Raw genomic sequence first — 16,179 nt, 5'->3', positions numbered from 1 at the left:
GATCATATGAAAAGCGTTCTCCTCGAAAATGAAGAAAACCCATTCCCGCTGAAAATCATTACCCATCCGAAGAGCGTTCGAAAAAGGCATGTCCACGTCTATGAAACAAAAACCGCGGGTGCTTTCCTGAAAGTTCGTGGCAGCGACACACGCCTCTCAACGATAGGACAAACGTTTCTCGATATGCTGCAAAAACCCGATCTTTGCGGCGGGATGGATCACATCCTTGATGTCTGGGAAGAGCATGCTGCAACATATCTGGATGACATCGTTTCCGCTGTCGATACTGCTGCAAGTGACCTTGTCAAAAGCCGCGCAGGCTACATCCTCGAAGAGCGCCTGGGACTAAGGCACCCTGGCATAGAAAAATGGAAAGCGTTGGGGCAGCGCGGTAGCAGCCGCAAGCTTGATCCGTCTAAAGCTTTTGCTCCCACCTTTTCTGAGACGTGGATGATATCGCTTAATGTCTAATGACTTCATTGAAATTGATGTTGCGGGCTGGGTCGAGCGTGCCAAGGCCGATCCAGCGTCGTATGGGCAGCGCCAGGCTGCCGAAATTACTTTGAACGCGATAGCTATGACGGCTCCCCTGAACGAAAAGCTCGTTCTGAAGGGGGGCATACTCATGGGGCTTGCCTATAACAGTCCACGGCAAACAGCAGACATTGATCTATCGGCTGTTCTGGAAGCAAAAGAGAATGTTGATGAGGTGATAAGGGGGCTTCTCGATTCAGCCTTTCCCAGAGCAGCGGCGAAGCTCGGTTACGTCGATCTCATTCTTCAGGTGCACTCGGTCAGAAGGCAGCCCAACCATATTGAAATTGAGGATGCGCAGTTTCCTGCCCTCAAGCTCAAAGTGGCTTTCGCTCAGCGAGGAACCAGGCAGGAGCAGGCAATGCTTGCCGGGAGGGCCCCCGGAATTATCGATCTCGATATTTCGTTCAATGAGCCGTTGCGCCAAATCCAGGTATTGGAGCTGACAGGGGGGCAGGAGTTGCTCGCCTACGGGATTGTAGACCTGATAGCCGAAAAATATCGCGCTATGCTGCAGCAGGTTGAGCGCAATCGGAACAGACGACAGGACGTGTATGATCTCGATCGATTGATCACCGAGCATGAACTTCCAGCCGAGGTACGCGCTCAGATTCTGGAGGTATTTCATGAAAAGTGCCGGTCCCGTCATATTGAGCCGGCGGCTTCTTCACTTCAAAACCCCGAGATCAAAACGCGATCCGGCGCCAATTGGCAAACCCTGGAACTGGAGCTAGGTGAGGTCCCGCCGTTTGAAGAGTGTTTTGAGAGGGTAAGAATTTTCTACGAAAGCTTGCCTTGGCAGGCGTAATGTTTCGATGCAATGGGGCCAAGTGTTTAAGTTCATCTCAGGCGCCTAAGGCTGTCATCGGTTGAATTTCTCGCAATTGCAAGGTTGATCAACGGCCGGCCGAAACTTGGCAACGGTCAAGCAGGTCTGCGACACAAGCCCCTCGCCTGGTTACCCTCCTCGAATTGCGAAGTGGCTGCGGAAGTTACATTTTCCGCCGGTTTGGAGCGTCTAGGTCTGGGGTTCGACTCCCCGGGGGTGGGCTAAGTGGCCTAAAGCAACAGTTCTTCGATGGGGATATCAATTTCGGCCTTACCAAGCTCTCTGCGGCGCTGGTCGGCTCGCCGCCTCAACTCCACGAGGCTCTTTCTTGATAGCGTAAGGTACGCCCCATTGCTCAGAGGTAGCTTTCTGGCGCCGTAGGCAGGTACGACAAAGGTTACAACATTCGCTTTCTGTCTAATTTTTTGCACAGAGTCCTGTGGTCCGAGGAACCAGAACAAAGTGGCATTATCAGTCGTATCGATCAGCCAATTGTTCCAAGGCCAACCGGCTAGAGCTTTTCTCTTTTCTTCAGGCGTGTCCTTCACCTGTTTTGTTTCATAGGAGTCCGCACGAGAGAAGGTCGCACCTAATATAGGGCTAATTTTCTCACCGGGGGGGCTGTCGTCAAATTCCTTGCGAATTTCCTCAGTGGCTTTTTCACCACCTTCCGAGCGATTTTCATTTGGATAGCGCAGCACCCTTATGCCCCGGTTTGTCAGAACCTCGGGAGAAGAATCCAGGACTGAGAGTATGTCGGTCTCTTTGGTTGAGGTGGATAGGGGGCGCGCGCGCCGCCGGGCGTTCCATACCGGTCGTATTGTGCCGATAAACTCGTCATCCACTTCCTCGCAGTTGCTGTTATCCCATATAGCGGAGAACCACCTTTGGGCATCGTCGATAGCGTCTCCGTTGGTACTGACTATCGCGGCCTCATTCCAACCCTTGAGTTCCTGGTGTCCCTCGAGCGAGAGGCCGTTGGCTGACACGTTGGCTGATCCCGCGATCAAGGCGTCTGTCGAGAGAAATACTTTCGCATGAAGCCAATTGCAGTTCTTTACCTTCACATTCGGTAATCCGATCAGCTCCGACATCGCATCGGGATTGCAGGCGCCGGAGCTGGCGTTACACAGAATTTCAACGGGTACATCTGTTCTTTTGTTCAATGCAATCCGCTGAACAGCCCCTTTCCCCCAGAATGCAACCGCTATCCGAATTTCATGCTGCGAGCTTTCAATAAGTGCCCTCACTTCATCCAGGATATCGGAGCCGCTCACGAAGTTTTCCGATGACATATCTTCCCCCTCTTCTGTCGCGAGTGACTTCCACACTAGCATTATTGAGTAGGGGGTGGGACGCCTCAACGTAAAGAGAACGCCTTCATCTGCTTTCGGCTTAGATTGTGAGGGAGAATTGTGCAGACATGGCGCCGAGGAGATCAACAAAAGAAGCCGGCTATCTACCAACGAGACCGAGCTAGCGCTGGTTGAATTCTTTGCGCGTGACATCGCCCGGGAAATGCTGAACGCGCGACGAGCGCGGCAGCAAACACGCCACCACGAGGTCGGCATCGTGATCAGTCCTTCTCCCCGGCCACTACGCCTGCGGCCTCGGCCAGCGTCCTGATGCGGTCCGCAAGTTCCACAATGTTCCGGGAGCTGAGCGAGGCCTGTTTGGCGTCGAGACGCGGGTGCTGGCCCCGCGCCGCCTGATCATGTGCCTTCTCGATCGTAGCGGCGCAGGCCGCGAACAGCCTGCGCGCGGTTTCGCGGCGGTCGTCATCCATGACTGTCTTCCCTCTTGCGTCGTTGGAAGCGTGGTCAGTGACGCTTCCTTTGCCGGAGAAGTCCAGTCATTCGTCCTACCAGTAGTCCGGTTCATCCGGCTCGATGAGTTCCGAGTAGGTTGAGACTCTCGGGCCCCGGTTCCGGTGCTTCTCGGCCCATGCCAGGAACTGCGTGACGCTGTCCACCTGGTCGTCATGCCGGGCATTCGGGAAGGCCAGCAGCTCATGCTGGAAGTCGGAGAGCCAGGGCGCGTCCGTCGGCAGCAGAACCTGCTTTGCCTCGAAGCGCGCGGTCTGGGCATCCAGACGTTCCTCCTTGGAACCCACCGGCGTGATGCCGATCGGTCTCGGTATGCCCTGCGGCGTATTGTTTCTGAATTCCTGAAGCAGGTGCATGCCGGGCCCAGCATCCTCGATCAGGATGCGCGACGGGTTATGCTGTCGCGCCAGAGCTTCCACCTTGCGCTTCAGGTCCGGGAAGTTCAGCCGCCCGCGCCAGACATCGAGCAGCCAGTAGCTCCGGTTCCGCATTGCCCAGGTCGTGCAGACCGACCAGTCGTTGTTCTCGCCCGTGGTGCTTGCGACATCCCAGCTCTGGACAATCTGCAGGCCCTCCGGTTCCGTCTCGTAGCGATTGTCGAGCCACTCGCGCTTCACCAGATTGCCCTCGGTGGGCATCGGTCTTTGCTGGTACTGGGCGGAGAAGGCCAGACTTCCCATCTCGGCCCGGATTTTCTCTAGCATCTCCACGCTTTCCCGCTCGGGATGAAGCGCCTCGCCTTCGCGGCGTGTATGAACGTTGTGAGGCCCGATCGGGATTTCCTCGTCCTGCTCGGCGATCGCCGATAGATCGAGACGTGTCCACACCCCTTTTTCGGAACGTGTCTTCTCCCCGCTCTCGAGCAGGTGACCGGCCAGATCGTCCTCATGGAGGCGCTGCATCACCAGCAGGATCGACCCGGTTTTCTTGTCGTTGAGGCGCGACAGAAGCGTGTTGCCGTACCACTCCTTCACCCGCCGCCTCGTGGTTTCCGATTGCGCCTCTTCCGCCTTCATCGGATCGTCGATGACGATGATGTCGGCTCCGCGGCCCGTGAGCGTTCCGCCCACGGTGACCGCGCTGCGCCCGCCGCCCGCCGTCGTCGTGATCTCGCTTTCCGTGAGCTTGGCGATCCGCATGCGCGGAAAGAGTTCGCGGTACCAGTCGCTTTCGACGACAAGACGAAAATGGCGCGACAGCGTGTTCGCCAGTTCCGTCGAATAGGACACGCAGATGAAGCGCAGTTTCGGGTCGTGTCCCATCGCCCAGGCGACGAAGGCGACCGAGGTACAGATCGACTTCAGTGACCGCGGCGGCTGGGTAATCACCAGCCGCCGGATCTCGCCGTCGCGCACCTGTGTCAGGCGATACACGATCGCGTCGATATGCCAGTTGGGAAGATAGGTATCGCCCGACGAAACTGTCTGGAACACCTTGTGCACAAAGGCACCGAGATCCTCACGCAGTACAGCGTTGAGAAGTTGCCGTTCGTCCTGCCCGCCCATCATGCACCCTCCTCTCCGTCCCGCGTGTCATCCTCGGGATCGTCATCGATGCCCGAACGGCGCCACTCTTCCTCGATCTCGCGCTCGCGCCGTTCCTCTTCCGAGAGACCGGCTTCCTCCGGTTCCTCGTCGGACAGGCTCTTTGCGGCCCCGCTTTGCAGGCGGCGTTGAAAGCCCTTCAGGATCTCGCGATCGTCAGGCGTAAGGCCGGTTTCGTCAGCGAGTTCCTCGTCGTTGTATTTCGCGGCGTAATTGAGGAACCTGTCCAGGGCGCCCAGGTCTCCCTTGAAGGCTCCTTCCCTCAGCCGGATTATCGCAATGCGCTGGTTCGACACCCTTTGCCGCCGGCCGTTGATCTGTACATTCGAGCGCGCGTTGAGTTCCTCCCTGATCTCGGTCTTGAAGTTTTTCGATCCTTTCGGTCGTCCTTTCGGGTTTCCGGAGCGGCCTTTCTGAAAGCGACTGTGCTCGGGCGGCTTGCCGTAGCCGACTTCATAGTCGCGGTTGTCGTTTTTCCTTTTCGTCATGGCGGATCTGTCCTCCGTTTTCCGGTGTATCGAACATTGCGAAATACCTTTCATTGCTCTCTGTATGGCCCCTTGGGGGCATGGGCCGCCCGGCCCGGAGGCCGGGTGGCATACTCCATTCTCGACATGTCAAGCGCCCTGTAACCTGGCATTTGCACGATCCCTGACAGGGCGCCTGACGCGGCTCCTATTCGATCTCGGCTAAGGTGAAGCCGCTCTCCGCGTGGATCGGTTCGATGCCGGTCGCCTTGCGGAACCGCCTCAGCGTCACGTCCATATAGCGGGGCTCGATCTCGAGGCAGAAGGCGCGGCGGCCCGCACGCTCGGCCGCCATCAGCGTGGTGCCGGCGCCCGCAAAGCCGTCGATCACGACCCCGCCGCGCGTCGTTGCATCGAGGATCGCATCCTCGACCAGCGCCACCGGCTTCACAGTGGGATGCATGGCGAGTGCCTCGTCCCGATCACCGCCAAAGCTGTTCATGCCCGCATAGGCCCAGACATTGCTGCGGTAGCGGCCATGTTTGCCCAACTCCACGTTGTTGATATGCGGTGCCTTGCCCTTCTTGAAGACACCCACCAGCTCGTGCTGCGAACGATAGAGCGAGCCCATGCCGCCATTGGACTTGGTCCAGACGCAGAGATTCTTCATCTCGCGATAGACCTCTTTGCCCGCATCAAGCAGCTCGCCCAGATGCCGCCAGTCCATGCAGACATAGTGAAGCGAACCGTCGCGGGCCTGCGCGGCCATGTTGCCAAGCACCTCGGTCAGGAACGCCTGGAAGGCCTCGCGTGACATCTCGCCCGATGCCATGGCGAACTCGGCATGGTGATGCGCCCCCAGCCCCGACACATGACCCTCGACAGGCACGTTATAGGGCGGATCGGTGAACACCATTTCCGCCGTCTCGCCGTCCATGAGTCGTGCCCAGGCCTGGCCGTCCCTCGCATCGGCGCAGAGGAGCCTGTGCCGGCCCAGCAGCCAGAGATCGCCCGGCACCGTCACAGACGGCAGTGTTTCGTCGATCTCGGGCAGCGCGTCCGCCTCGTCGGGCTCCGCCTTGTCCAGCTCGCCGATCAGCAGATCGATCTCCGCCGTCTCGAAGCCCGTCAGCGTAATGTCGAGGTCAGGCGCCTCGATGACGAGATCCTGCAGCTCGATCGCCAGCAGCTCGGGGTCCCAGCCTGCATTCTCGGCCAGCCTGTTATCCGCGACCACATAGGCGCGTTTCTCTGCCTCGCTCATGTGATCGAACCGGATGGCCGGGACCTCCCGGAGTCCCATGGCCTTTGCGGCCTCAAGACGGCCATGGCCGGCGATCACGCCGCCATCGCTGTCGATCAGCACAGGATTCGTCCAGCCAAAGCGCCGGATCGAGTCCTCGATCTGCTTCAGCTGCTTCTTTGAGTGAGTCCGCGGATTGCGCGCGTAAGGCTTGAGCGCAGCAATGGCGACGTTTTCAATTTGAAGGTCTTGTTTGCTCATTTCGATGGTCCTTTCCCGGCCGCAAGCAGGGACACTTTCCTGCGGGACGGGAGGACGCTGGAGCGGAACAACCGGGTCGGTGACCGGGAGGGGTTTTTCCTACTGACCTTTTCTTCGGCGCAGAACCGCGCCGATAGCGGAGGTGATGGTGCTGGCTGTCAGGTCATCGTCGATCAGCGACATCACCCGGTGCACGAACCGGTCGCCCGGTGACCGGGGCTCGGCCGTATAGCTGCCCTCCTCATGGGCGGTGTGGGTGAAGGCGATGCCGCTGAACTCTTCATATATGCCGATCAGGGTTTCGACTGCCTGCTGCAGCTCGGTGTTCTGCGGACGCCCGCCCTTCGGCTTCGTGTCCTCGAGATACCGCTTCAGCACGGGCGTCAGATGCTCCAGACGTATCCGGAGTTCTTCGTACTGGGTGAAGCCGTTTTCGGGGGTGTCGCGGTCATCGACAGGGCGCGGGTGTTCATCGAGCAGGGTCCAGAGCGCGTCCTGCGAGGCGTGGTCGATGGTGGCGAGGATATGCCGGAGATCGTCCGCGGTTGAAAGGAGTTCGTCGAGGGCGGCGCGTTGTTTCGGAACGGAGGGTGTGATCCGGGAAAGTTCCACGGCATCGCGATACTCGTCGCCTGCCTTCTCCAGTCGGCGGATCAACTCGTCGCGACGTTCCGGATCGTTGATGCCGAGCATGGCGACCAGCTCATCGGCCTCGCTACTCTTCAGCTTGAAGAACTCGACGTCATCCGGAAAGCCGTATTCGTACCATTCGGGTTTGTGTTTCCTCGGCATTGCGATGCCCCGCCCCGTAGCTGTCAGGGAACAAGCATTCCGCAGGGGGAGGGAGATCGCAAGGGGCGGCGTTAGTCGGTTCCGTTCTCGAAATGGTCGATGAGGGCGCCAGCCAGCGAGGTCATGTCGTGGTGGCGCCAGGCGCGGTAGCGGTCGGAGGAGCCGGGCTTGGTGGAGGCGACCATGACGAGCTTGTCCTTGCCGGAGCGGGCGACATCGCCGAACTCTTCCGTCGGGATGAGCCACGCAAGCTGCACAGTCGCCCCATCCATGAGAACGGCTGCAATGAACCCCGCCCCCTCGGCCGCGAAAGTGGCCAGTCTGACGTCGAACTGCACCGTGCCGGCCCTGTCATTGTCGAGACCTGTCCGGGCCTTCACCTGTACGGGCACGCTCCGCCGGGTCGCCTTGTCGTAGATGAGGAGGTCGATCCCGTCATCGTCGGCAAAGGGCCGGAACGGCGCCAGTCGCCCGCCGGAAGCGAGGATGAGGCCGGAGGCGAGGGACGCCTCTGCGATCTGCCCGGTCTGGGTGCTGGTGGGTTTGAGAAATCGTTCTGACGTTTGCGTTCCCATGCCTCCAGCAACACTTCCGGGGCCCTGGAAGTCAAGCAAAATGAGACTCATCGGCTGCAGACATTCGTTTTGCCGCACCGTCTCTTCTGCGCATGGACATTCGCAGGCAGCTAGGGCTCAACGTCCGCCGGATACGCGCCGAGAAGGGCTGGTCCCAAGAGGATCTGGCCTTCGAGAGCGGCCTGCACCGCACCTATATCAGTGGTATCGAGCGCGGCATCCGCAATCCTACTATCGTGATCCTGGCAAAGCTTGCAGAAACCCTCGAGGTGGAACCGGGGGAGTTGCTCGAGAGGGTGAGGCGGAATTCATAGCTCCCTGCTGGACCAGGGCAGGCGGTAGATCAGCAACGCAGTCGCATCGATCCCCGCATTTCAAAAATGATCGCCGCCGCTCTCCGAGGCGCTGGCACGACCCTCGAAATAGCTGACACATCGACGATATAATAAATAATAACGAATATTTATCGGCGCGATATAATGGGTGCCATTGATTCAACCTGTTGTTTAAAATTCAAATTAAAAAATTCTGGTTTCATCATTCGAGAACTTGATCTAGCGTGAGTCAACGTGATCGTTGTCCCCTGTCGTAGGCCGCGTGATACCTGATTTGTATCTCTAGAAAATGATAGGTGTGCGGAGAATATGCGGCAGCACAACCCAAGTAGCTCGAAAGTCTGAGGGCCGAGGTTGCGATTTCCTTTCCGTTTCTCCTTGGATTGGGTGTTGCCTAATCTGCAGAAAATACAGGCGACCGAAATCATGCGGCACCATGCACAAGTGTTCATAAGGAGAAAAAGGGTCCTGCCCTTTTTGATCGCCCTGTTTGTTGCAGTGTGGGGCGGGGCATATTTATTGCCCCTATGGCTAAATCAAAAAGGTCAAGATAATTGTGTATTTAAGGGAATAGCGGGGAAACAATATGAGGCTTACTTAAATAAGGCGAAAAACTCGCCGCCCCTGATCTTGGAGACGCGCAAAGGCGGTTTAGATAAAGGCTATTCTACTCTGATAGGAGATCGTGTAGCCGGGGCAATTCGCGGACAAGACACCTTCATTGAAAAAGTGGCCGCCATACACGCTTTGATGAGGTCGCTGGGTGGATATTACCGCTCCACGGTCGAGCGTGTGTATCACAAAGGCTATGTGTTTTTTGATGGCCAGGTTAAGCCCGAGACCACTGCAATTGAATACAACTATTATATCGATATAAGCCCAAAGCGGATGTATCTTCCAATAAGAAGGTGGATGACAGTAAAGATTGTATATAACTTAAAGAAGAACGAATATCACGAAGCGAATACATTTTATGTGGTGGCATTTTATCCCCACTTGCTCTCTCCATTCTATATGACCGCTCCGAAGTCGCCCGTGGGAGAGGCGTGCCCGATCGTGCCGCTCCACTCCGCGAACATGAAGTCGTTGGAAAATGGAGACGCATAAGCCATGCGGAGGGGGAAGCCAAATAGCCTGGCGCGTTTGAAGATCGGGATCGCAGCCCTTGTCTCAATCTCCGGTGCCGGGCTCATCGGCTACATGTGGCCAATATGGGCAGCCAACTCGACGCAAGATGAATGTTCTTTCGATGGTGTCTCTGGGGAAGAGTACAAATCGATAGAGGCAGATATCAAAAAGAATGTGAGTGCCGAGCTGGGCCCCGCAAAAGGAAGTTTGAGAAAATATTTATCGGACGAGATAGCGACGCGAGTACGCCGCGGAATGGTGGGACGGCGGTCGCTGGCGGAAAAAGTGGCCGCGATCCACGCGGTGATGAGAAATCTGGGGGCGATATATCGATCAACGATTAAATATCCGGGTAAAGGAAGTCCAAGAATCTCCGATGGAACAATCGGACCAAATACCCGGGAGCTGCGTTTCTCCTATTATATCGACGCAAATAGATTTCGATTTTTTGTTCCGTTCAGGCGCTGGATCGGCGTGCAAATAGCCTTTTACACGAGTGAGCAGAGCGTCCGTCCCGTGAATACGTTCCATGTGATCGTGTTCGAAAACCCCCTTCTGGATCCATCCTACGTGACATTTCCCGCCGCTCCTGCAGGTGAAGCGTGTCCGCGCATTTCATGAATTCGAATGCAATCATCGTCGGGTGAAACCGTCGACGGAGAATTTGATGACCGCTTTCAAAGATTTCGAGTGTCGAGTTCGGCAGAGGCGGAGAGCGTCGGTGTCGGCGAGGGGGAGGTGGCTTGTTCTCCCGCTTTTGGCTGCCATGCCTGCCTTTGCGGTTCCTGCACTTGCCAGTGGCGAGAAGGCGCTCGGGTCGCATCCTGAAGAAATAGAGTCTGTCGGGGAGAAGGGAATGTGCGAGGAGTCTGTTTTAGGATTTGAAAAGAGCTCTGCTCCGCAGCTGCAGGACCCGGAATTCAAGCGTTGTTTGTTGAAGTTCCTCTTGAGCGCCACTGGCGCGGGAGCGCCGGAGGGGCCGCAATTGGCTGACATCACTGAGCGCGTAATGAGCCGTATAGATGTGGCTCCCTATTGCAACATGGACTACCGAATAAAGCGAGATGTGCGGAACTCGTATTCTGCGCGCATGACGCCTGAGGCCTATGCCGCCTTGAAGAAGAAGGTGAGGGAACGTTGCCATATGCGGGTGTTTGAGTTGCATACTGTTGGTATACGGACGTTTGTGATTGTGTACGGATATGAACCTGATGGCAAGAGGGGTTTTGATGCCCAATGCCTCTCCGAAAAAGGGGGGGAGAGTGTATTATTGGTCGGTCAGGTCTCCTATCCCTCGAGTGATGAATTCGTAAGTGGCGCCACCAAATGCGCCGAACAAATCATCAGAAATTTTGAGAGGAGGCTGTGATGCCGGCTGAGGTGTTTATGGAGACCGGGGAGCGCGGCGCCATGAGTTATTTCGTGAAACCCCTGAAGGGCCAGGCCATGCGGGTGTTCAGGGAAGAGTAGGCGGTATACAGGTGATGGATACTTCCTTCCGCAAAGGCGCCGATTTTCCTCATCGGCCTACAGAGAAAGTTACCATATGAAATGTGACCGGTTGGGAGCTGGTGTTTCGCAGTGTCGCCTTCCTGATGCATAGACATTCGCACGCTGCCCGGAAATGCACAGGCTACTCGACTATTCAAAGAGGACCCCGCCGTCTTCGTCGCCCAGTTCGGCGTCGAAAGCGGTGCAGAAGCGATCAAATCCCCCATCGGGAAACAGCTCCTCCAGAGACCAGGAAAGCAGGATACCAAAGCGGGCGAAATAGAGTTCCACTTTCCGGAACTCCGGTTGCTGCTCAGGAGGCACGCCCTCAAGGCCAGCCTTTCTTTGCAGTGCAGTGTAGGCGGCGAGCTGGAGCTGGTACTCCAGCCTGACTATAGGTCTTGATGCCGTCTTGAAGTCGATCAACCTGTCGTCGAGGACGAGATCGGCATCCGCGCCACCCACCAGTGACGCTGCCTCGAACCTGGGGTTAAGCACGCAAAGGGTTTCGGGGCAGAACTCCTCTTGCCGGTCGAGGATTTCAATCATCTGTATGAGTTCGTTTGAGATATCGACATGCGGCCGGAAATCCGGATCGAAACGTCCCGAGCGAGCAAGGATCTCGACATTGGCCAGAAGCTGGCAGTACTGGCTCATCTGTAGGAGATTGTCGTCGCCCTCCTGGTATCGCTGTGCGGCAGTCTTCGCGCGGCTCAGAGAGGCCACCCAGAATTTGTAGTCCTGCTTGCGAACGCAGTGCCACTCCAGCCGATGTTTCTCATGTTCGGCGAACCAACCATAGTCGAGAACCGTTACCGCAGACCCCTCGAGTTTTCGACGGAGATGGATACGCGCAAGGTAGTCGAAGGCGTGGCCGACGATCCCGTAAAGTTTTGTTGTGGGCGGCACCAGGAGCGGGCAGCTGCGGATAGCCTTGGGCGTTCGCTCCTTGATTGCATTTGCACGGAAAGCATCTCTCACCTCTTGTCGCTGGATAACCTGTGTGAGGCTCATAGCCTCCCCCCGCAAGTGGACACTGTTTTCTAATGGTGCCGGAAGCGGTGTTGCCTGATCGTTAAGGGAGTGCGATGCGGATTGTGACCAAGCTGCTGATCGTGGTTAGTGAGGCAATTGCTCTTCCGATGCAGGAAGAAACTCCACTGTTTGATAAAAAGTTCGAGGAATTCTGATATCAGTCCTAAGCGCACCTCTTCCACAAATCATTGCGAAATGAAAATATTGTCTTGAGCCGGGGGCTGACTATTCATTAATCTGAATTCAAATTCAGGTTTCAAGTCGGGGGGCTTCATGAAATGGCTTGGAATGGCGATGCTTGGCATCGTCATGGCTTTCGGTGTCGCTGGATGTGCCAAGCGACCTTCCCAGAACGTCTACAATTACGATGAAGTTGGGAAATCCTCTGCCGTATCATTCGGCACCGTGGTTTCCCGGCGCGAAATCGACATCACCGGCAAGAATACCGGTACGGGAGCGCTTATCGGTGGCGCTGCGGGTGCCGGCGCCGGCTCTTATATTGGATCCGGCGCCGGCTCTTATATTGGATCCGGCGACGGAACGGCATGGGCTGTGGCAGGAGGCGCATTGGCTGGTGCCGTCATCGGCGCCATAGCCGAGCAATCAGCCGCCGACCGCAAAGGCGTCGAATATGTGGTCGTTCTGGAGAGCGGTGTGACGCTCACGATTGCCCAGGATGTCGGTGAGAAAGACGTTCTCCTCAATCCTGGCGATCGGGTCATTGTCCAGAATTCGGGTGGCTACCAGCGTGTGCTTCCGGCAGCCAATCTGCCGACGCAGATCGAGCGACCCAAGGGGATCAAGATCATCGATCCCGAACCAACCCAATAAGAATTCGGGAGACGTAGAATGCGTTCAATCTTCCTCGCAGCCATGCTGTTGGGCGCGGGCATGCTCGCTGGTTGTCAGTCCAACGTGCCGGTCACTGCGCCGTCTATCTCACCCACTGACCTTGCGACGCAAAACAAGACCGCAGGAAAATATGCGGTCTATATCCAGACTGGCGGTTGGCAAAAGGATGTCGATACGGACGCCTTTACTTGTAGCGCGTGGACCTTCCCCACTGACTTCGAGAATGGCTATGTGACGTCAGCTCAAGGAGCATTCAGGGAGTCGTTCCAGGAGGTGAAATTTGTCCCCGGCACCCTCAACCCCGCCGACTTGGCAGCTCAGGGTTTCGACGGTCAGATTATCGTTTACCAAGGTGCCATGGATGCAAAGTTCGGTATCACGCCCGGCTTCTGGACGAACACACCCAATGCGCAGGTGGCGTTTCACGGCATCGTGGCAGTGGTTGGGCCTGACGGCCTGTCGGGCCAGAGCAACGTAAAGGGTGAAGGAGCAGGGCAAACAACGGGGTCCTGTTTTGATATTGACGACGCGATTGCCGCCGCCGGCACGAATGCGATGAAGAGCTTCATCGTGAATGCCGTAAATACCTCCAAGCTCAATGTTCTTGAGATGAGGGCTAAGGGAGCCGAACAGGCAAAGTCTCCGACCAGCTAGTTGTGGATTCCGATTGAGGCATGAACCGTTCTGCGTATTTCTCTCGGCTGACAACTTTTCCGGTTTCGTCATTTTTGCTGCCGCTTTTTGAAAGGATACGAAGGCGAAGGCCAGCCATTCCGAGGTTCATGTGACAAGTGTTTTCGACAATGAATGGCACAAACATGTTGTCGGACGCCCTGTTGTGCAGAAGTTTGTGGGGGTTGATCTGTTTCAAGACCGATCTGAGCATTCGTGTCACCAGATGGTGGAAAGCGTTGCGTGCAGAATCGAAGAGTATTGCCTTTAAAGTGAAGTCAGGAGCGGCACGTGACACTGGAGACCCGGCACACCGCCACATCTGGCATTGGGGATGCCTTCCGCGGGAGAGAGGAACATCTGGTATCTCTGCGGGTGTTTCTGGAAAGGGTTGCCGTGGCTCGGAAAGCAGGCGAAATACAAACGCTTGCACGCAAACCAGTCACCTCTCCCATAGATGGGGACCGTCTCGCACTACTTCTCACGATGCTCGGCGCACGTGTGCGTGAAGCACGAGAGAGTGGTGCTTTTATTGATGTCTGGGAGGTGGCCGGTTTACGGCGAGACGAAGTTCGTCATGCGGCGGTGCTGGCGTGGCTTCTTGATGCCAAGGGGTCGCATGGCTTGGGGGCAGCGGTGTTGCAGGAGTGGATAGGAATTCTTGCGGATCGGCACGGCGGTGCTTTTCCACTCTCATTGGATATGCATGTCGCCCCATACACTATCTTCACTGAAAATTGTCCATTCGGGGCTGCCGACAACCGAGTCGACATAGCCTTGGACGGTGGCAACAGTACTGTATTTATTGAGGTTAAGATTGATGCTCCTGAGGGCCCCGACCAAATCCGTAGGTACCTGGATCTCGCTTGGGAAAAATCAGTGAAATCTGGAAAAGACGAGTACGCGGTAATCTTTCTCTCGCCAAGTCGACCTATGCCAACTGTTCCAGATTCGGAAAATGTTGTCGTCGCGAGTTGGAACACTGTGGCGGAGGCTATCAGAAAGGTCGTGCGATCTCGCGCTGGAGGTGTGGAAGGAACCAGGACCGTCCTGCAATTTGCAGAGCGGGTCGCTCGTTTCTAGGGAGTTGAAGAATGCATGACGCTCAAATTGACGCTCTCATAGTTCGCCATTTGGGCGATCTTGATATGGCTGCGAGCTATTTGGCGAATGAGCTGGAACCCCGAGTTGCTTCGGCAATGAATTCGATGGCGGAGAAGTGGGCAAAAAAGAGACGATGGCGAGGACAGTATAGCTGGAGTGTTGGAGAGGACGACTACCTTTGGCTAGCTCCTCAGTCATGGGCTGTCCCCGATAGCGATAACGACGTCTATTTGAGTTTCTGCCTCTGGGGTGAGGAGAGGGATGATTTTACCGGAAAGAAGGGCCACGACTATTTTTGGCTAACTCGACTGCTTAGAGCAGGACAAGGCAAGCTGGGTTTTCTTGTCGAATGCGAAACGCAGTATTTTGGCGGTAAGGCTCAATGGAAAAAGTTTGTTCGCACGTATGTAGAAAAATTGCGAGCGGAGGGATTTGTCTTCATGGAAGGCTCGGGAGGTTTTTTCAGGCCTCTCGTAGTGGATGCTGAAACCATGGCAAAAGCCATTGAGGCAAATGCTATCGAGGATGCCCTAGGTCCGTTTGTGAATGCACTGGATGACCTCAAGGCAGCACAACCCGCCTTCGATGAACTGCTCCAGGATGCATTGCAAACGATCGGAGGCGCTCGATGAGAGCCCCTCTGATGTCAATTCTGGATTGAGGCTGAAGGGTACAGCCTTGGCACTATTCCCTATCCGAACGTGGGGCTAGCGATTTCAACAAAGCCACAACCAGCCACCTACCACCACAATTTCCCATATCAGATGTTAGCGGCCGGTGACATCAGGAGCCCAACGCTTGTGCTTATCGCCAGAGGCAGGTCCGGCTGGGTGTAGATCGGACATCAAAATTGTTGATTGGCTTTCACCCCTACGTGAGTCTTAAGGAAGCTCAGCCCAAAAGCATAGATGTCGGGCGCCTGATGCAGGATTCTCCGCCGTTCGATAGTCTCGTGCGGGGTGATCTTGACCCCCATGGACTGCATGGCCTCAAGCACCTGTTTTTCGTGTGAACCGTGGAACGCGGTTGGCTCCGACAAAACACCGATGACCATCGTATCGGATGCGGAAATTCTGTCTTCCGACTTGCCGAAAGCGCCGCCGACGAGCGGAACGCGGTTCAGCCCGGTTTGGCCCGTTCCGTCATATTGCTGCGTCCCGCTGGCAATCGTTCCAAGGACGATGGGTTTGCCGTACGGGAAATAGCCGGTGATCGCATAGGTGTTCTTCGATACGTCCAGAACCTGAGCCGAGGAAGACGGCTCCAGCGTGCCGAGCGAACTGAATTCGAAGCTCAATTTGAGATTCACGTAATCGGGTGTCGCAAGCTCCGGCTTGAGGTTGAGCGTCAGGCCGGTTTCGGCCGTGTATTGGTCGGCATCCCCCGTGGAATTGTAGTAAGCGGTGTTCCGGTCACACCCCGCCCATTTCACCGGCTTGTTTTCGGCTTCCAGCGTTTCGCGAGCTTGAGGACTTCGAGACGGAGTTCATC

At 56.4% G+C, this 16,179-nt stretch carries 19 protein-coding genes; 10 read left to right on the top strand and 9 right to left on the bottom strand.

Translation table 11 applies throughout. The features are described from left to right. Together FHS78_RS18915 and FHS78_RS18910 are read left to right on the top strand one after the other, a co-directional pair. The coding region (locus FHS78_RS18915; protein ID WP_246220603.1) for a hypothetical protein at window positions 1–471 on the top strand (471 nt) is incomplete at its 5' end. Beyond that, complete coding sequence (locus tag FHS78_RS18910; protein WP_167096024.1) at window positions 464–1,342, top strand: nucleotidyl transferase AbiEii/AbiGii toxin family protein; 879 nt, start codon at window positions 464–466, stop codon at window positions 1,340–1,342. The genes FHS78_RS18915 and FHS78_RS18910, both read left to right, overlap by 8 nt. Window positions 1,343–1,593: 251 nt before the next feature. Here the strand turns inward: FHS78_RS18910 and FHS78_RS18905 are convergent, their stop codons facing one another. The 7 genes from FHS78_RS18905 to FHS78_RS18875 form a co-directional block, all read right to left on the bottom strand. Continuing rightward, a complete protein-coding gene (locus FHS78_RS18905) occupies window positions 1,594–2,640 on the bottom strand; it encodes a phospholipase D-like domain-containing protein (protein WP_167096022.1) in 1,047 nt (348 codons plus the stop codon). A 299-nt stretch (window positions 2,641–2,939) separates the two neighbouring features. Further along, the gene (locus tag FHS78_RS18900) at window positions 2,940–3,149 is read right to left on the bottom strand and encodes a hypothetical protein (protein ID WP_167096020.1); all 210 of its coding nucleotides are present in this window, start codon (window positions 3,147–3,149) and stop codon (window positions 2,940–2,942) included. A 75-nt stretch (window positions 3,150–3,224) separates the two neighbouring features. Beyond that, window positions 3,225–4,697, bottom strand: coding sequence for a phage terminase large subunit (gene terL, locus FHS78_RS18895; RefSeq protein ID WP_167096018.1), 1,473 nt, complete (start codon window positions 4,695–4,697; stop codon window positions 3,225–3,227). Then, window positions 4,694–5,221: a DUF5681 domain-containing protein gene (locus tag FHS78_RS18890; protein ID WP_205305395.1), complete on the bottom strand. Its 528-nt coding sequence runs from the start codon at window positions 5,219–5,221 to the stop codon at window positions 4,694–4,696. The genes terL and FHS78_RS18890 overlap by 4 nt, the downstream gene beginning before the upstream one ends. 187 nt (window positions 5,222–5,408) lie before the next feature. Next, the gene (locus tag FHS78_RS18885) at window positions 5,409–6,704 is read right to left on the bottom strand and encodes a site-specific DNA-methyltransferase (RefSeq protein ID WP_167096016.1); all 1,296 of its coding nucleotides are present in this window, start codon (window positions 6,702–6,704) and stop codon (window positions 5,409–5,411) included. Window positions 6,705–6,803: 99 nt separating this feature from the next. After that, complete coding sequence (locus FHS78_RS18880; protein ID WP_167096014.1) at window positions 6,804–7,496, bottom strand: hypothetical protein; 693 nt, start codon at window positions 7,494–7,496, stop codon at window positions 6,804–6,806. 71 nt (window positions 7,497–7,567) lie between these two features. Continuing rightward, window positions 7,568–8,071, bottom strand: coding sequence for a DUF4365 domain-containing protein (locus tag FHS78_RS18875; RefSeq protein ID WP_167096012.1), 504 nt, complete (start codon window positions 8,069–8,071; stop codon window positions 7,568–7,570). Between the two features lie 92 nt (window positions 8,072–8,163). On the opposite strand from FHS78_RS18875, the gene FHS78_RS18870 reads away from it, so the two are divergent. From FHS78_RS18870 to FHS78_RS18855, 4 genes are all read left to right on the top strand, one after another. Continuing rightward, window positions 8,164–8,385 carry a helix-turn-helix domain-containing protein gene (locus FHS78_RS18870; protein ID WP_167096010.1) on the top strand — a complete coding sequence of 74 codons (222 nt, stop codon included), beginning with the start codon at window positions 8,164–8,166 and terminating at the stop codon, window positions 8,383–8,385. A 411-nt stretch (window positions 8,386–8,796) separates the two neighbouring features. After that, on the top strand, window positions 8,797–9,513 hold the full coding sequence (locus tag FHS78_RS18865) for a hypothetical protein (RefSeq protein WP_167096008.1): 717 nt from the start codon (window positions 8,797–8,799) through the stop codon (window positions 9,511–9,513). Window positions 9,514–9,516: 3 nt separating this feature from the next. After that, window positions 9,517–10,155: a hypothetical protein gene (locus FHS78_RS18860; RefSeq protein ID WP_167096006.1), complete on the top strand. Its 639-nt coding sequence runs from the start codon at window positions 9,517–9,519 to the stop codon at window positions 10,153–10,155. Window positions 10,156–10,201: 46 nt separating this feature from the next. Then, window positions 10,202–10,903 (top strand): hypothetical protein, encoded by a 702-nt coding sequence (locus FHS78_RS18855; protein WP_167096004.1) that lies wholly within the window; start codon window positions 10,202–10,204, stop codon window positions 10,901–10,903. Window positions 10,904–11,175: 272 nt separating this feature from the next. Here the strand turns inward: FHS78_RS18855 and FHS78_RS18850 are convergent, their stop codons facing one another. After that, on the bottom strand, window positions 11,176–12,039 hold the full coding sequence (locus FHS78_RS18850; RefSeq protein ID WP_167096002.1) for a hypothetical protein: 864 nt from the start codon (window positions 12,037–12,039) through the stop codon (window positions 11,176–11,178). Between the two features lie 294 nt (window positions 12,040–12,333). Here FHS78_RS18850 and FHS78_RS18845 point away from each other — a divergent pair, with 294 nt between their 5' ends. The 4 genes from FHS78_RS18845 to FHS78_RS18830 all read left to right on the top strand — a co-directional run bounded on the left by FHS78_RS18845 (window position 12,334) and on the right by FHS78_RS18830 (window position 15,320). Continuing rightward, complete coding sequence (locus FHS78_RS18845) at window positions 12,334–12,891, top strand: outer membrane lipoprotein (RefSeq protein WP_205305394.1); 558 nt, start codon at window positions 12,334–12,336, stop codon at window positions 12,889–12,891. An 18-nt stretch (window positions 12,892–12,909) separates the two neighbouring features. Then, entirely contained in the window at window positions 12,910–13,566 is a 657-nt protein-coding gene (locus FHS78_RS18840; protein ID WP_167096000.1) for a hypothetical protein, read from the top strand. A 309-nt stretch (window positions 13,567–13,875) separates the two neighbouring features. Continuing rightward, the gene (locus FHS78_RS18835; RefSeq protein ID WP_167095998.1) at window positions 13,876–14,667 is read left to right on the top strand and encodes a PD-(D/E)XK nuclease family protein; all 792 of its coding nucleotides are present in this window, start codon (window positions 13,876–13,878) and stop codon (window positions 14,665–14,667) included. 11 nt (window positions 14,668–14,678) lie between these two features. Further along, window positions 14,679–15,320, top strand: coding sequence for a hypothetical protein (locus FHS78_RS18830; protein WP_167095996.1), 642 nt, complete (start codon window positions 14,679–14,681; stop codon window positions 15,318–15,320). Window positions 15,321–15,532: 212 nt separating this feature from the next. Here FHS78_RS18830 and FHS78_RS18825 read toward each other — a convergent pair whose 3' ends face one another. Next, on the bottom strand, window positions 15,533–16,120 hold the full coding sequence (locus FHS78_RS18825) for a hypothetical protein (protein WP_167095994.1): 588 nt from the start codon (window positions 16,118–16,120) through the stop codon (window positions 15,533–15,535). Window positions 16,121–16,179: the final 59 nt, after the last annotated feature.

The sequence above is a fragment of the Parvibaculum indicum genome, from assembly GCF_011762095.1.
In the GTDB taxonomy this organism is placed as follows: Bacteria; Pseudomonadota; Alphaproteobacteria; order Parvibaculales; family Parvibaculaceae; genus Parvibaculum; species Parvibaculum indicum.
Note: the sequence above shows the minus strand (reverse complement) of the source record. Positions and strands in the feature narration are given on the sequence as shown.

Bases quoted from the DNA above. Each gene is read 5' to 3' on its own strand.
- FHS78_RS18910 (WP_167096024.1), top strand. From the start codon at position 464: ATGTCTAATGACTTCATTGAAATTGATGTTGCGGGCTGGGTCGAGCGT.
- FHS78_RS18900 (WP_167096020.1), bottom strand. From the start codon at position 3,149: ATGGATGACGACCGCCGCGAAACCGCGCGCAGGCTGTTCGCGGCCTGC.
- terL (WP_167096018.1), bottom strand. From the start codon at position 4,697: ATGATGGGCGGGCAGGACGAACGGCAACTTCTCAACGCTGTACTGCGT.
- FHS78_RS18890 (WP_205305395.1), bottom strand. From the start codon at position 5,221: ATGACGAAAAGGAAAAACGACAACCGCGACTATGAAGTCGGCTACGGC.
- FHS78_RS18885 (WP_167096016.1), bottom strand. From the start codon at position 6,704: ATGAGCAAACAAGACCTTCAAATTGAAAACGTCGCCATTGCTGCGCTC.
- FHS78_RS18880 (WP_167096014.1), bottom strand. From the start codon at position 7,496: ATGCCGAGGAAACACAAACCCGAATGGTACGAATACGGCTTTCCGGAT.
- FHS78_RS18875 (WP_167096012.1), bottom strand. From the start codon at position 8,071: ATGGGAACGCAAACGTCAGAACGATTTCTCAAACCCACCAGCACCCAG.
- FHS78_RS18870 (WP_167096010.1), top strand. From the start codon at position 8,164: ATGGACATTCGCAGGCAGCTAGGGCTCAACGTCCGCCGGATACGCGCC.
- FHS78_RS18860 (WP_167096006.1), top strand. From the start codon at position 9,517: ATGCGGAGGGGGAAGCCAAATAGCCTGGCGCGTTTGAAGATCGGGATC.
- FHS78_RS18855 (WP_167096004.1), top strand. From the start codon at position 10,202: ATGACCGCTTTCAAAGATTTCGAGTGTCGAGTTCGGCAGAGGCGGAGA.
- FHS78_RS18850 (WP_167096002.1), bottom strand. From the start codon at position 12,039: ATGAGCCTCACACAGGTTATCCAGCGACAAGAGGTGAGAGATGCTTTC.
- FHS78_RS18845 (WP_205305394.1), top strand. From the start codon at position 12,334: ATGAAATGGCTTGGAATGGCGATGCTTGGCATCGTCATGGCTTTCGGT.
- FHS78_RS18840 (WP_167096000.1), top strand. From the start codon at position 12,910: ATGCGTTCAATCTTCCTCGCAGCCATGCTGTTGGGCGCGGGCATGCTC.
- FHS78_RS18830 (WP_167095996.1), top strand. From the start codon at position 14,679: ATGCATGACGCTCAAATTGACGCTCTCATAGTTCGCCATTTGGGCGAT.